Here is a 14183-nt window from a genome sequence, read left to right on the forward strand (position 1 = left end):
CTGATATAGATGGAAACAGAAAACATTATCTCTGCAGCTGATCGGTTCTTTCTCGACTTTATCGGCCTTGTGCTGCCTGGAGCAGCCCTTGTACTGGGTTTATGGGTAATCTTGGGCCAACCCACATTCCTCAGTTTAAGTACCGTTATTCCAGAAGATGTAAACGGCTGGCTTATTTTTGTCCCTGTCTGCTATACAGTTGGACACCTTGTTAATAGCATAGCCGTAACGGTGGTTCTTCCATTCTTTGAATTCATAATAAGCCGCATAATCTATCTATACAGAGAAGTCCGGGCCGACTATAATCCTTACTATTTGATGCCCGAAACTATGTTAATGACTTTAGCCATGGGGGAAGTTAGCTTTGTGTCGGCCCATGAGCGTATTTATGGCCGCGATCTAAAAGATACTGAGAAGGCGAAAGGCTTATTTAGGGACCTTAGAAGTTCAGTCATGAGCCGACTTAGCCCATCTGATAGATCAACCATAATAAGATTCACGTTTACCGCTCAGTTTAATATTGGTATTGCATCAGCCCTAGCAGTATTGGCAATTGTATGGCTAAGTACTGCCTTATTTTCCACATACTATCAAAGCCTAGGGCTCACACCTCTTCGGTTCAGCTATACTGGATGGCTGATTTTACTAGTAATCATCTTCCTTTTTTTAGAGAGATACTTTAGGTTCACTGCTCGGTCACTAAGAACACCCTTTAGCATGTTCGCTTCAGACTACCGAGCTTCCAGTAAAGGAGCACAGCAATGAAAGGAAAACACGTTTATCTCGCTGGAGGTTTTCATTCGGGATGGCAAGACCGTGTAATCCAGCAAGCACCTCACTTCAGCTATATTGACCCTCGTAAACATAACCTCACTGAATCAAGTGAGTACACAGCTTGGGATTTATTTGCGATACGCTTATGTGATATTTTTTTTGCGTATTTGGAGTTTTCTAACCCTGCAGGCTACGCCTTGAGCCTAGAGCTGGGATACGCTAAAGCCTTAGGGAAATTGATAATCTTGGTTGACGAAAAAACACCAATGGTTAGAAGTGGAGATGTAAGATATTTTGCAATGCTTCGGCATGCTGCAGATATTACCTTCGATTCATTTGAGAAAGGTTTGCAATTCCTGGAAACACTATAATCGTCAATTTTATGGCAAAGAGCGACCTCTGAGCAATGGAAAACAATCATCAGCTAAATGAATCCATCTGCGATAGCCGAAATCTACCTCGATAACAACTCAACCACCCCCTGTGATCCTAGGGTTATTGATGCCATACTGCCATTTTTCCATCTGTATTTTGGGAACCCCTCGAGTCAACACTTGGCAGGGCAAAGAGCAGCCCGGGCCATAGAGCTGGCTAGAACACAGGTTGAGAGACTTATCGGAGCAGCGAGCGGAGAAATTATCTTTACTGGAGGCTCAACCGAAAGCAACAACCTTGCAATATTAGGGATTGCACGATCTCACTCAGGCAATCGAAAAAAAATAATCACTTTTAAGTCAGAACACAAGGCTATCTTGAACATAGGTAAACAGTTAGAGCAAGAGGGCTTCAAAGTAGTTTTGCTTGATGTAGATAGCAAAGGGCGTATCGACGTTGACGCCCTTGCCACTAACCTTGACGAGTGTACGTTGCTCGTCTCTGCTCAGCTTGCCAATAATGAGGTTGGTACTATCCAACCCTTACGGCAGATTGCCGAGTTAGCTCATGAGTACGGTGCGATTGTTCATACGGATGCGACACAAGCTGTTGGCAAGATTCCCGTAGATGTAGACGAACTCGATGTGGATTTGATGTCCATAAGCGCACACAAGTTTTACGGTCCGAAGGGTGTAGGCGCCTTGTTTATTCGCGGCGGCCCGCGCGCAATCCCGATCGCTCCGCTAGGCTATGGCGGAGGCCAGGAGTGGGAGCTGCGATCCGGCACTCATAATGTCCCCGCCATTGTCGGCTTCGGCGAAGCCGCCCGAATCAGTGCAGAGGAACTCGAGGGAGAAATGGTTCGCATCGCTGCACTCCGAGACAGACTCGAGCAGCTGCTACAGTCCTACATCCCACAAATAGAAATCCACGGAGATATTCAGCAGCGCCTGCCTGGCACTAGCAGCCTCTACCTGCCGGGTACGGATGCAGAGGCCTTACTAGCTAACGTTCCAGAACTCATGCTTAGTACCGGCGCAGCCTGCAACTCAGGGGCACCCGAGCCTTCGTACGTTCTCCTAGCCCTCGGGCTTTCATGGCAAAGGGCCTATAGTACATTGCGGATCGGCGTCGGACGCTTCAACACCGAGGATGAGATATCTACAGCAGCGAAGCTTATTGGGGAAGCATACTACCAAGTCATCCAAAAATAAGCCCGTCCCTCAGCGATTCGCTTGCTGATCAGGGTTGTTAATCCGCAAGACTAGCGATGAGATCACCAGTTCCAAAATTGAGCAGGAACTCCGCGTAGTGGCTGGCGAAGACATCCTTGAGGTATTCGGCTAGGTCCGGGGACTCATCCTCGGCACCCTCTGTTCCCTGGCGGTACGGCGCCCACCGGCGATTTTTAGAGATCATGTACAGAAACAGTGTGTGGAAATAGACCGAAGTGATATACCTGCGCTCGGCCACCTCGAGCTGGTCCTGCGTGGTGAGCCTCGACTTATAGTTGAGAAGCACGGAGCTATCCATATTGATATACACGGTCTCGAGGGTATCCCCTTCCACTAACGGATGTACCACCACAGCGTGGTTCATGGGAATGCCCACCGCTTCGAGCTCGCTCCAGCTCCTCACTCGATTGCCTTGGGCTTCTTGGCGAACCAGCACAAACCCTGGCAAGCCAAGGGGTTCAGGTTCAGGTTGGGGCTCGGGACGCTGTTCCTGCGCGGGTTCGCTTACCCTGATCCAGAAGACCTGCTCTAAATTCCCTTCCGGCGCAGAAAGCTCGGCTCGGATCTTAAGGACATCCCCCACCTGCAGTTTCTCTGAGGGCTTGACTACAACCCGGATCGTTCCTGAGTCTGGGCTCGCTTTAGCTACATGAAGGATACTCTCCAAGTTGCTGGGATTCCCGCGGGCACTACCGCCATCTGTCTTATTGGAGCTGTAGCTGAGCAGCGCGAGCCGCAGCTCGCCTGGCTCTGAGGTGCGGTCGAAATACTGATCTTCTACATCGGTGCTGAAGCGAATCGTTCGCTCGCTACCGCGGGGTACCTGGACCAAGGGAAGCCCATCTTCACCCTTGTTCTTGACCTGAATGTTGAAGATGGAGGGAAAACGCCTGGGATTAAAGCTAGGCTCTTCCCGCTTGTTTGCACGTGGGTTCTGTTTTGTCCCGGCCTCAGCCTCCTTAGCCCTGTTGTTTGGGGACTTGGCCTCGAGTTTGAAGGTTTGGTCCAAGAGCCGTGTAAGTTCGGGGCTGAGTGGCAGATTCTTACTGAAGCGCTTGAGTAGATCGGAGGAATCGGACGACTCAACCGACAGTGAGGCCCTCCTGCGCTTATAGATGTCCTTGAGCTCACTGTCTTTTAACAGCTCAGCAAGCTTAGCCCGCAGCGCCCGTGACTCCTCACCGTCCTTCAGGCGATCCCGCGAGGCCATAAACAGCTCGTTCCTGAACTCCAGCTTGACTCCAGTGCAGTCCACATGAATCAACAGGTGGTCTTTCAACAACGGGAATTTCAGCGACCGAGTAATAAACTCGGATGTGAAGTGGCCGTGAACCTGGCCATGAAGCGAGAACAGCACCGACATATTGTTTTTGAAGAACTCCCTACGGATGGACTCCCGGCTGGCCTGTGCGTCTTTGTCCTCGACGAGCGCCTTAAAGACGTAGCAGGTGATCTTGATGCGGCCAATGGTATCGTCGGAGTACTCCTGGGAGAAGGATTTCTCGACGTATTTACTGTTCTCTTCCTCGAGCCTGCGTTTGAGCCCGAAGAGCTCACGTTGGAGGTTGCGGTCGTCGGGGTAACGCTCTTTAGTATCGATGGTATAGATCGGCAATGCAGGTTCAAAGAGGTACTCGTTAATGCTCTGGTTTAGATCTCTAGATATCACTGAGCGAGAGCCAGCAGGTAGGTCATAGGAGTAGAGCTTGATCACCGTTCCGGTAGTGAACTTCCGGTTGTAAAGTCCGAGATCGAGCTCGGTTATGGGGAATGATGGAATTTTCCCGTTAATTACCAGATACTCGTACCACGTGTTCTTCCGAGTCTCACGCTCCACCTCGGTCATAGGGTGACGGCGGATCAGGGTGAAGCCGAAATCTCCGGAGCCGTCGTAACGTTTGGAAGCAACGAGTTGATAGCGCTTCTTCCCGCAAAAGACGATGGCTCCTGCCCCGCCCATGTTGTATTTGCCCTGGACGAAGCGGATCTCGTTCTTATTCCCTCTCAGCAACGAGAGCAGGGTTGTCTCGAAGTCCTCGGGGTGTTGCCCCTCGCCGTTATCATAGATCACAAGCGAAGGATTGAGCTTGGGCCCGTCAGCGATGATTTGGATGTTCTCGGCCTGCTTCTTACGCTCTATCGAGAGGTCCCAGTTGCGGGCTTCTGGGAAGAAACACTGCACTGCCTCCTCGATGGAACGGGGTGCTTGCGGGGAGCGGGGATCGAGCCCACTCTCGAGGCAGCGGCGCATCAGGATCGCATCGATTGAGTTAGTGATCTTCTCAACCAACGCGGGCACAGGTGATGCCTGCTGGTTCTCTATTACCGCGAAGTAGCTCTCGTCGCGACCGTAGGGCCTCCAGTTTGTACGGCTTTCAAAATGCTGCGGGTAGCGGGCAATTATCTGGTCTACGTCTGTCTCAGAAGCTGCGCGGTAAAGTTCGAAGAAAAGCTTCGCGAGTTGGTCCATCGGTGTAACCTCTTCAGGATTGATGGTATCCGAGACACAACCCTTACCGTGGTCATTTATCATTCACTAAGATGGCTGCTCTACTTACACAGCGCTGAATCTATTCTAGCGCCAATGCTCTTTACCCAGATCAAGTAGTAGGTACCTATACTCAATACTTGCATCTCCCATATAGCGCGCAGGAGCATGCACCCTGAAGCCCTACCCCCGATGGGAACCAGAGGCCTAGAAGGTAGAACTCCCTGAGTACCACCCCCAGGAGAAGGTCGGGGAAAAGCAACTTTGCCGTGAGCTCCGCGGTTTCCCTCCAGCTCAAGGAGGCTCCCAGTGGACTCAGCTTCACCTGATGGGCCAGAAGGTAGGCCACCAGGGAGAGCACTAAAGGGCTGTATGCTAAGAATGCAGAATAGGGGCAGCACCCAGGAGATGCGGGGCGGGGAGGACGGCGGCCTTGAGGCCGTCCTTGGTGGCGTAGCGCCTGCGGGGCAGGAGAAAGCCCTTGAGCTTACGCCAGACCGTCTCGATGGGGTTGAGGTGGGGGCAGTAGGGGGGCTATCGCGCAGGTAGAAGTTCTGCCGCTCCCATTCAGGGCGTCGGGCCTGGGCCAGCCTGGCGTGGTGGAGCCGGCGTTGTCCGCACCATCACCGTCAGCTTGCCCTCGTGCCAGGCCTGTCGGGCCAGGGTCTCCAGGTACTTCAGGACCAGACGGCCTTCCTCCGCCCCCTTTTCAAGGTCTCCAAGCCGGCCTGGTGTCGCGACAGCAGCCCAGGGTCGGGGCGCTCCACCGGAACGTAGCGGTCGCGTTTCCAGGTGGAACCCATCCCCAGCACACACCGGCGCAAAGCCTCGGCCGGGGCTCCGGCGGTCCAGGTGCGCCCTTCGGCCAGCCTCTCCTCTAGCTAGGCCCGCCGGTCCACACCGATGGGGCTAGGGTTACCCGGGGCCGCGCCGTCGGCCGAGCCCCCCAGCCCCCGCTCCTCCCAGCGATTCAAGTCCCGCAGCACCGGGCGGTAGGCCCGCCCGGCGTACCCGGCGATCCTCCGGGCGTCCCACCCCCACTGGGTGGCGGCCGGGCGCGAACCGAGCCTACGGTGGTCCGAGAGGAAGTATTCGATGGCCTCAGAAATGGTCATGCTGCCCTCCAGGGTTTGACGTCTAGACTAGGGCAGCAGGCCGAGTAACTTTATTTTTCAAACTCTTGCGTCCTGGACGGTCTGGCGGGCCGTGAAGGATTCGAACCTCCGACACCTCGTTTTGGAGACGAGTGCTCTACCGGGCCGAGCTAACGGCCCCTTTTCCCTGTCCGGTACGCAAAAACGCCCTCCTCGAATTCCAGTTTAGTTTGGGAGACATCGTTTGGCAAGTGGAGACATTGGGCCATTTTCGGATAATACTGGCCGATAGAACTGAGGCGGAGGCTGAGCCGCCTCCGCCTCAGTTTCCCTAGAATGGGGCATATGAGGTTTGACCTCAGGGTCTTTTTGGCTTTGCTGGCCGGGCTGGTGGCGCTGGGGGTAGGGTATTACTTCCTGGTGCTCGTCCCGCGTCAGGAGCAAGCTCGGCTCGAGCTGCAACGCCAGCAGCTCGAGCGCGAGGAGCAGGCCAAGGCCAAGCGGGCGACCTTCCTGGCGCAGTGCCGCGACGAGGCCAAGCAGCAGTACTGGAGCTACGTCCGCCTCAACGGTACCGAGGACCCCGACAAGCCTGGAGTCTACAGCGCACCTCAGCACGTCTGGGACCAGGCCGCCGAGAAGCGCAAGGCCTACGTGGACGAGTGCATCCGCCTGGCGGAGGCGGGCATCTACGAGCTGCCCGAAGGGTTCACGCCGGTCACCGTGACCGCTGCCCCCGCCGCCCCGGCGCCCTCCGACCCCACCGCGGCAGTGCTGGACGACGCGGAGGTCGAGGCCTTCGTGGAGGACTATCTCAAGGCCGGAGCAGCGGGCAGCGCCGAGGCTTCACTGAAGCTCTACGCCGACACGGTGCGCTACTACAGCATGGGCATCATCGCTAAGGACGCGGTCTTCGAGGACAAGCGCGCCTACTTCGCGCGCTGGCCCCGGCGCAGCTATGAGCGCATCTCGGAGATAGCCACACTGGCCTCGACCAGCTCGACCCGCCGAGTGCGCTTTGACTACACCTACCGGGTGAGCCGGGCGGACAAGACTCTCTCGGGCAAGGCCTATGTGGTGCTGGAGCTGGAGAAGTACGGCGACCGGATACTCATTACCGAGGAGAACGGCGAGATATACCGCTAGCCAAAGGCCAGTGCCAAACCGTAGCGGTACTCTACCGACCGCTCCCCAGTGGCACCGGGAGAGCGTGTTTCTGGGCTAACGCCTTGACGCGGTAGCGGCCCCACTGGGCAGCTTATGGCTCTTGCCCTTATATTCGACCTCGAGCACCCCCTGCGGCACCCCCAGCTGAGTGAGGAGTTCTTCTAGGAGTTGCCGGCTCTCGTCAGCCCCACCATGGACAAAAAAGACCTTGCCGTTGCTGAGCTCACGGTACGCACTGGGTAGATAAGGCTCGCCACTGTTTTGCTTCCGCAGCTCATCTACTGACACATAGACGCGGTTCGTCCTTCGCAACTCGTCCCCTCGCCCAAGCAACACAAAAGCCTGTGCAACTCCGTGGAGAAGGTCCCTCCAGTTCCGTACCGCGAGCTGAGAGCCCTGAAGAGTAGCTGCCACCCCCTTGTCGTTCCCTGGCTTCACGTAGTCCTTGAACGCCTGGTGCAGGGTAGTGACAGGGTCCGTGGGCCCCGCCCCCAAAGGGCGGGGCTGCCCTTCCTCCGGCTCCCCCGCCTTCAGCAAGCTACCGTGCAGCTGTGCCAGGTACTCGAACGCCAACTGCTGTTCGCTGGGGTCGAGCTCGTTGCGGATGGCCCTGTCCAGCCCCTCGGGTGTCGCCTTGTAAGCCTGGGTCAGTGCTGCCGCCAGTTTGTTCTTGATGTCGGTGAGCGACTGCCGCTTGCGGATGCTAGCCTGCACACGCTCGGCCTCGGCGGCGACCCTTTCGTCCGCCTTAGGGTCGCGCCACACCTTGTGGGCGAGGAGCCGCTCGAGGTAGGCCTTCGCGTCCGGGTCGAGCAGGTCGATGGTGACCTGTAGGCACTCCTCGGGAGGCGAGTGGATGGTGAGGTTCTTGTCGTAGAAGTGCCAGGTGCGACCGTCGGTGAGCACGGCCCAGCGCACGGCGTGCTTCACGGCGTAGTTCAGGGCCTGTGTGGCCTCGTTGGCGGAGAAGCGGGCCCCGAGGGCCTTGGCCTCGACCACCAACCGGGCTTTGCCCTCCACCAACAGCAGGAAGTCAGGCACGTAGGCCCCGCTACCGCCGCCGCTGTTCCTCTGGGCGCACACCGCCGCAGGGTTCCAGATATCCCATCCCAGCGCTTGCAGCAGCCTGAGCACGACCACCTGGACGGTCTGCGCCTCGTTGAGGCGCGGCGCGGCCGGCTCCCTGAGCTGCTGCTGGAGGTCACGCAGGGTATTCTCCAGGCTCATAGCGCCTCCGGCTGTGCTGGGGCGGTAGGTCGCGGTACAGGGCCTTGCTCTCGACGCTTCAGCCCGGCAACCCCTCGGCCTGACAAAGGCTTCGGTGGAAACGCTCCGCAGTGGCGACAGCTCATTTAACTGGAGATACTACCACCACCGCTAACCCCTGAGGAGGGGCTTCCACCTCGAGCAGGGCCGTCACGGCCGAGTTGCACCGATGCTTCATTCAGGACCGTTTACCGACGAAGTCCTTCTCCTGGAGCCGGGCGTAACCCATCCCGGTCCGTTTCCTGGCCTCCTCCACGGCTTCCTCGGGTATCTCCCCGAGGGTCACGAGGCCGTCGTGCTCGTTGGCGACTACTATGAAGCCATACTTGTGCGACAGCACCGTGAGCGTGTGGATGAAGTAGGCCTCCTTGCCCTGGAGGAGGAATGCCGCCAGCTTGCGGGGGAGTTCACTCAAGCGGTACTCGCTCACGCACAAGGTCATGCCCACCGCGTTTCGGACGTATTTCTTCCCCCCTCTGCCTACCCTGCCGTTCTCCTTTAGCCATCTCCCGCGGAGGTGGCGGTGCCAGGGCTTGAGGCTCTTCTCGTAGAAAGGTTTCACCACCTCGTAGAACCTGCTGTAGGCTGCCAGGAGACCCTCCTCGCCCACCGCCTTGAGCAAGACCCGCCGGACCTCGCCCCGGCCGAGGTGAAGCTGGGACGGCTCCGGCAACTCGGCCCCCATGAAGACGGCGTAGAGGCAGGTCTTCCAGACGTCGACGCTCAGCCCAGCCAGCGCGGCGTAGCACTCCTTGGGGGTGACGAGGTACTCCCCGAGCCAGTCCGTGGGCAGGCCTGCCTCGGCGAGCAAGTCCACCAAAATGACCGCCTGGCTCGACACCAGGTCGTAGTTGTGAATGTCCGGGATGCCGCTATACCCTGCGGCTTTCATCTCGCGGGTGCAGCTTTGCGCCCCGCCGCCAATGAAGCTGAGCCGACCGGTGAGGGTTGGGATGTACGGCACGCGGTACCGGATGACCCCATCGCGCAATTCCCCAGTGCGGTTGGCCAGGATGGCGTTCACCCCCATCACGTCGTGAGCGAAACGCCGCAGGGCTCGCTCGTATGTGTGCAGGGTCTGGGGATAGTACGGGCTGCCAAAGCATGCCTCGAGGCGCTCCTCGAGCTTTTCGAGCGCCGCTTTTTGCTCCTCGAGAAAACTGCGAGACGCCTTGAGGTTCCAGAGCCCGTTCGGCTCGATGACCCCCGTGGCTCGCCGGAGCAACACCGGGTAGGCGTGCCCGGACTCGTCGGAGTACACCGACCTAAGCAGCCCTCCAGCAGGCCGAGGGTCGAAAAGCTCTACCCGAGGGGCGTCCAGGTGCTGCATCACCAGCCGCAGGTATTCCCTGAGGATGGGCAAGGGCACACGGAACTCACGGCACTTCCCCTCCTTCCGGCTGTACCTGCTGACCTCTAGCAGCCCCTCCCGCTCCAACGCCCGGATGTCGGCATTCCTCGAGCACCGCTCGATAAGTTTGGATGGCACGGGTACGTAACCCCGGTCTGACGCACTGCGGCTCAGGCCAGACACCAGAACATGCTTGAAAAAAACTTTGCTATGCGGGTTATGCCTTGCCAGCAGCCCTTCAATGTAAAGGGCTGCTGGCTCAGGAACATAGGCAGAGGTTTGGAAGTAGGCTCGAGACTTCCTTGCGCGGGAAGTGCCAGATGAGCTAGTGTCGTGCGGCACGGGTTTATTCCTCATTCTCCTGCCCTTCTTCTGCGAAACTATGGGCCGGCCGGGGGGTGGGTGTAGTGGCCTGCTGGGTCATAGGTTTCTCCTCCCTGAGCGACCCCCGAGGCTGCGGGCCTCGGGGGTCGTGTCGTCAGTGGTTCATGCGCTGCGGTTCTCGGTGGCGAGTGTGCCCTCCAGGACGGGTTTATCGCCCGCTCGGGCACTGCCCGTCTGCGAAACTATGGCCCGGCCACCCGGCCGGGCCCGCATGGTCTGGTTGCTCTGGTGGGGGGTGGCCGGGCGGTTGGGCCCGGTCCCGCCCCTCTAGCCGGTGGTGGCCGGGGCCCGGAGCCTTAGCGCAGGGCCCGGCCTGCTGGCGGTGGCTTGTGCTCTGAGCGGCGTTGTTGCTTGTCGTAAGCGTGGTGTCTATCCTCCTGAGCTGGTAGAGGGGGAGAAAAGCAGGAGGCGGCTGGTTGTTCCAGCCGCCTCCTGTACTTGCCCTTCTATCTTCAGTATAGCGCAAGAGGGCTCTTTTCCTGTTCGTCGAAAATGGCCGAAGCAGTGGGTTTGGGGGTCTCCCTCGTGCGAGGGCTGGCGAGGGCGTGGGGCTTAGGGCCCCACACCCTCGAGTAAAGGGCGGTAGCGTGCCAGGTAAGCCCGACACGAGCGGCTCCCCCTGCGGGCGCAGGATGACCAGGGGACCCGCTGCGCCATAGAATGGGCAGGCCAATGCCACGCCTGACGTTGTCCCATCTCGAGCGCCACCTTTTCGCCGCCGCCGACATCCTGCGCGGGCGGATGGATGCTTCGGAATTCAAGGAGTACATCTTCGGCATGCTCTTCCTCAAGCGCGCCAGCGACGTCTTCGACCAGCGCTATGAGGAAATAATGAACCAACAGCTAAAGCTCGGGCGCACCGAGGAGGAAGCCCGCAAACGGGCCGAGCACCGCACGTCGTACACCGGGCCCGGCCTGTTCTTCGTACCCGAGAAGGCCCGCTGGCGCTACATCCTCAACGAACTGCACAAAGACGTGGGCAGCGGCCTGAACAAGGCCCTCGAGGCCCTCGAGGAGGCCAACCCCCAGCTCGAGGGGGTCTTGCAGCACATCGACTTCAACCGCACCGTGGGCAAAAGCCGCATTCCCGACAGCCGCCTGCGCGAGCTCATCCTGCACTTCAACAAGTACCGTCTGCGCGACGAGGACTTCGAGTTCCCCGACCTGCTGGGGGCGGCCTACGAGTACCTCATCAAGGAGTTCGCCGACTCGGCGGGCAAGAAGGGCGGGGAGTTCTACACCCCGCGCGACGTGGTGCGGCTGATGGTGCGTATCCTCAAGCCGCAGGAGGGCATGCGAATTTACGACCCCGCGGTAGGTTCGGGCGGCATGCTCATCATCAGCAAGCAGTACGTCGAGGAGCACGGGGGCAACCCCAACAACCTGGGGCTCTACGGCCAGGACCCCAACGGCGGGGTGTGGTCCATCTGCAAGATGAACCTGCTGATGCACGGCATCAGCGACGCCAACATCCAAAACGACGACACCCTCGCCAACCCCCTGCACCGCGAGGAAGATGGCAGCCTGATGCTCTTCGACCGGGTTATTTCTAACCCACCTTTCTCGCTCAACTACGACCCCGACCACATGGAGCTGAAGGGCCGCTTCCGCTACGGCTTCACCCCGCCCGGCGGCAAAAAGGGTGACCTGATGTTCCTGCAGCACATGCTCGCGGTGCTGCGCAAGGACGGCATGGTCGCCACGGTCATGCCCCATGGGGTGCTCTTCCGCGGCGGGGAGGAGCAGAAGATACGCAAAGGCATCCTCGAGGACGACCTCTTGGAGGCCGTCATCGGCCTGCCGCCCAACCTCTTCTATGGCACCGGCATCCCCGCCTGCATCCTGGTGCTGCGGGCCAAGGGCGCCAAGCCCGAGCGCCGCAAGGGCAAGGTACTGTTCATCAACGCCGACGCCGAGTACCACGCGGGCCGGGCGCAGAATTACCTGCGCCCGGAGCACGTCGAGAAGATAGTGACCACCTACGAGGCCTTCGAGGACGTGCCCGGCTACGCCCGCGTGGTGAGCGTGGAGGAGCTGGCCGCCAACGACTACAACCTCAACATCCGCCGCTACGCCGACAATGCCCCGCCCCCCGAGCCCCACGACGTGCAAGCCCACCTCATCGGCGGCGTCCCGGTGCGCGAGGTGCTGGCCCAGGGCGACCTCTTCGGCGCCCACGGCTTCCAGGCCAGCCACGTCTTCGACGGACTGCGCGAGGGCTACCTCCAGTTCAAGCCCCACCTCACCGAGCGCAAGCAGCTCAAGGCCGTGGTCGAGGCCGACGAAGGGGTCAAGGCCCGCGAGGACGAGCTGAGGGGGGCCTTCGCCGCGTGGTGGGCCGCCCACCGGGCCCACATCGCCGCGCTACCGCAGAACAAGCAGCTCATGAGCCTGCGGGCCGAGCTGCTGGAGACGTTCTCCCAGGCCCTGAACCCGGTGGGTCTGCTCGACCGCTTCCAGGTGGCCGGGGTGGTGGCGAGCTGGTGGAACGCCCAGCTCTACCACCTCAAGACCCTCATGGCCCAGGGCTTCGGCGGCCTGCTGGATAGCTGGATAGCCAGCCTCGAGGGCGAGGCCAGCACGGTGGGGCGCGAGCGCCTGTTGCGCTCGCTCGCGCCGGAGGTCATGCGCCAGCTTGACGAAGCCGAGGAGCACAGGGCCGAGCTGGAAGCCCGGCTCTCCGAGGCCAGCCCGGAGGAGGGCGAGAACGGCGAGGAGGCCCCCGAGGAAGAGGCCGAGCCCGCCCTCAGCGAGAAAGAACTCAAGCAGCTCAAGGCTGAGCTGCGCAAGGCCAAGAAGCGGGTGGAGGGACTGCTGGAGCAGGCCGAAGCCCAGCTCGCCAGCAACAAGGCCAGGCTGAGCGAGGCCGAACAGCAGGCGTTGGTGCTGGGCTTCCTGCGCGAGGACCTGGAGGCCGAGCTGGAGCGCTACGTGGCCGCCCACCGCGCCAAGGTGGTGGCCGCGCTGGAGAACCTGTGGGACAAGTACCGGGTATCGCTCGAGCAGATAGAGCGCGAGCGGGATGAGGCGGCGAGGAAGCTGGCGGAGTTTATGCGGGAGTTGCGGTATGTCTCGTAGTCGCCTTCGAGACTATCTCGAGCGTATAGTTGGGGGCGGCACTCCATCACGTAAGGTCGCGGCATTTTGGACAGGGGATATTCCTTGGGCGTCAGTCAAGGACTTCAGGGAAGGTGCCTTATCTCTGAAAGGGACTCAGGAGAACATCTCAGCACAAGGGCTTAAGGCTAGTGCGTCCAATCTTATAGAGGCTGGAGTACCTATTGTCTGCACGAGAATGGCTGTGGGCCGAGCTGCCATAGCCCAATGCGCTGTAGCCATTAACCAGGACCTGAAAGCTCTTTACCCCAACTCACAACTAGATGCCAAATACCTTGTTTGGTGGCTTGAGCATGCCCGTCCAAAAATTGAAGCTCAGGCTATTGGGTCAACTGTTAAGGGCATTAGCTCGGATACATTGTTAAATTGGCCTGTCAATTTCCCCCTGTTTCGTGAGCAGCAGCGCATTGCCGAAATTCTCGACACCATAGACACCACCATCCAGCGCACCGAGGCACTCATCGCCAAGCTGAAAGCCGCCAAGGCGGGTCTGCTGCACGACCTGCTGACCAGGGGCCTGGATGAGAAAGGTAGTTTGCAGCAGTACGAAAGCCAAAGCGCTTTGCCTCCACACTGGAGGGTACACCCTTTAATAGAGGTTGCAGATATTGCCTCAGGGGTAACCCTAGGCCGAAAACTCCATGGGTCGGACACGGTAGAACTGCCCTACCTGCGTGTAGCTAACGTCCAAGATGGCTTTCTTGACCTCACTGAGATAAAAACGGTGCGCATATATAAGTCTGAAGTTCCCCGCTACCTTCTACAAGTAGGGGATATTCTGGTGACGACTCCCCGCTCTTCAGAGCTTGTCATTACCCACATCTCAACCCTGTATGGTTCGAGACGATGGAACTGCATCCCGAGGATCCGGTTCAATGGGCCAGCCTGCATTTCGCGGAGGCCGAGCTGGGCGACGCACGGCGGGTAAAACG

The 14183-nt window shown here is 59.2% G+C and carries 10 protein-coding genes, 1 tRNA gene and 1 pseudogene; 6 read left to right on the plus strand and 6 right to left on the minus strand.

The annotated features are described in order from the left end of the window. Positions 1-9: 9 nt before the first annotated feature. Genes Mterra_RS21730 through Mterra_RS03135 form a run of 3 tightly spaced genes read left to right on the plus strand, consistent with a single transcriptional unit; the run spans position 10 to position 2363 of the window. On the plus strand, positions 10-765 hold the full coding sequence (locus Mterra_RS21730; protein WP_147372523.1) for a hypothetical protein: 756 nt from the start codon (positions 10-12) through the stop codon (positions 763-765). Beyond that, positions 762-1145 carry a nucleoside 2-deoxyribosyltransferase domain-containing protein gene (locus tag Mterra_RS03130; RefSeq protein ID WP_119313839.1) on the plus strand — a complete coding sequence of 128 codons (384 nt, stop codon included), beginning with the start codon at positions 762-764 and terminating at the stop codon, positions 1143-1145. The genes Mterra_RS21730 and Mterra_RS03130 overlap by 4 nt, the downstream gene beginning before the upstream one ends. A 57-nt stretch (positions 1146-1202) precedes the next feature. Continuing rightward, a complete protein-coding gene (locus Mterra_RS03135) occupies positions 1203-2363 on the plus strand; it encodes a cysteine desulfurase family protein (RefSeq protein WP_119313840.1) in 1161 nt (386 codons plus the stop codon). Positions 2364-2400: 37 nt separating this feature from the next. Here the strand turns inward: Mterra_RS03135 and Mterra_RS03140 are convergent, their stop codons facing one another. The 4 genes and pseudogenes from Mterra_RS03140 to Mterra_RS03160 form a co-directional block, all read right to left on the minus strand. After that, positions 2401-4854: a hypothetical protein gene (locus tag Mterra_RS03140; protein ID WP_218022863.1), complete on the minus strand. Its 2454-nt coding sequence runs from the start codon at positions 4852-4854 to the stop codon at positions 2401-2403. Between the two features lie 393 nt (positions 4855-5247). Further along, positions 5248-5394 (minus strand): annotated as a pseudogene (locus Mterra_RS23625) (IS630-like element ISTth6 family transposase); the annotation flags it as partial. A 359-nt stretch (positions 5395-5753) separates the two neighbouring features. Continuing rightward, positions 5754-5987 (minus strand): hypothetical protein, encoded by a 234-nt coding sequence (locus Mterra_RS03155; RefSeq protein ID WP_119313842.1) that lies wholly within the window; start codon positions 5985-5987, stop codon positions 5754-5756. Positions 5988-6069: 82 nt separating this feature from the next. Next, positions 6070-6146, minus strand: a tRNA-Trp gene (locus tag Mterra_RS03160). 165 nt (positions 6147-6311) lie between these two features. On the opposite strand from Mterra_RS03160, the gene Mterra_RS03165 reads away from it, so the two are divergent. Continuing rightward, a complete protein-coding gene (locus tag Mterra_RS03165) occupies positions 6312-7112 on the plus strand; it encodes a hypothetical protein (protein WP_119313843.1) in 801 nt (266 codons plus the stop codon). A gap of 75 nt (positions 7113-7187) precedes the next feature. Here Mterra_RS03165 and Mterra_RS03170 read toward each other — a convergent pair whose 3' ends face one another. Beyond that, positions 7188-8360 carry a type IIL restriction-modification enzyme MmeI gene (locus Mterra_RS03170; RefSeq protein ID WP_119313844.1) on the minus strand — a complete coding sequence of 391 codons (1173 nt, stop codon included), beginning with the start codon at positions 8358-8360 and terminating at the stop codon, positions 7188-7190. 217 nt (positions 8361-8577) lie between these two features. Next, positions 8578-9888 (minus strand): hypothetical protein, encoded by a 1311-nt coding sequence (locus Mterra_RS03175; RefSeq protein WP_147372524.1) that lies wholly within the window; start codon positions 9886-9888, stop codon positions 8578-8580. 918 nt (positions 9889-10806) lie between these two features. Between Mterra_RS03175 and Mterra_RS03180 the strand changes: the two genes are divergently transcribed. Beyond that, positions 10807-13212: a type I restriction-modification system subunit M gene (locus Mterra_RS03180; RefSeq protein ID WP_119313846.1), complete on the plus strand. Its 2406-nt coding sequence runs from the start codon at positions 10807-10809 to the stop codon at positions 13210-13212. Then, the gene (locus Mterra_RS03185) at positions 13202-14179 is read left to right on the plus strand and encodes a restriction endonuclease subunit S (protein ID WP_170159535.1); all 978 of its coding nucleotides are present in this window, start codon (positions 13202-13204) and stop codon (positions 14177-14179) included. Before Mterra_RS03180 ends, Mterra_RS03185 begins: the two co-directional genes overlap by 11 nt. Positions 14180-14183: the final 4 nt, after the last annotated feature.

This window comes from Calidithermus terrae (genome assembly GCF_003574345.1).
GTDB classification, from domain to species: domain Bacteria; phylum Deinococcota; class Deinococci; order Deinococcales; family Thermaceae; genus Calidithermus; species Calidithermus chliarophilus.

Coding starts and splice junctions, on each gene's coding strand:
- Mterra_RS21730 (WP_147372523.1), top strand. CDS start 10: ATGGAAACAGAAAACATTATCTCTGCAGCTGATCGGTTCTTTCTCGAC.
- Mterra_RS03130 (WP_119313839.1), top strand. CDS start 762: ATGAAAGGAAAACACGTTTATCTCGCTGGAGGTTTTCATTCGGGATGG.
- Mterra_RS03135 (WP_119313840.1), top strand. CDS start 1,203: ATGAATCCATCTGCGATAGCCGAAATCTACCTCGATAACAACTCAACC.
- Mterra_RS03140 (WP_218022863.1), bottom strand. CDS start 4,854: ATGGACCAACTCGCGAAGCTTTTCTTCGAACTTTACCGCGCAGCTTCT.
- Mterra_RS03155 (WP_119313842.1), bottom strand. CDS start 5,987: ATGACCATTTCTGAGGCCATCGAATACTTCCTCTCGGACCACCGTAGG.
- Mterra_RS03165 (WP_119313843.1), top strand. CDS start 6,312: ATGAGGTTTGACCTCAGGGTCTTTTTGGCTTTGCTGGCCGGGCTGGTG.
- Mterra_RS03170 (WP_119313844.1), bottom strand. CDS start 8,360: ATGAGCCTGGAGAATACCCTGCGTGACCTCCAGCAGCAGCTCAGGGAG.
- Mterra_RS03180 (WP_119313846.1), top strand. CDS start 10,807: ATGCCACGCCTGACGTTGTCCCATCTCGAGCGCCACCTTTTCGCCGCC.
- Mterra_RS03185 (WP_170159535.1), top strand. CDS start 13,202: ATGTCTCGTAGTCGCCTTCGAGACTATCTCGAGCGTATAGTTGGGGGC.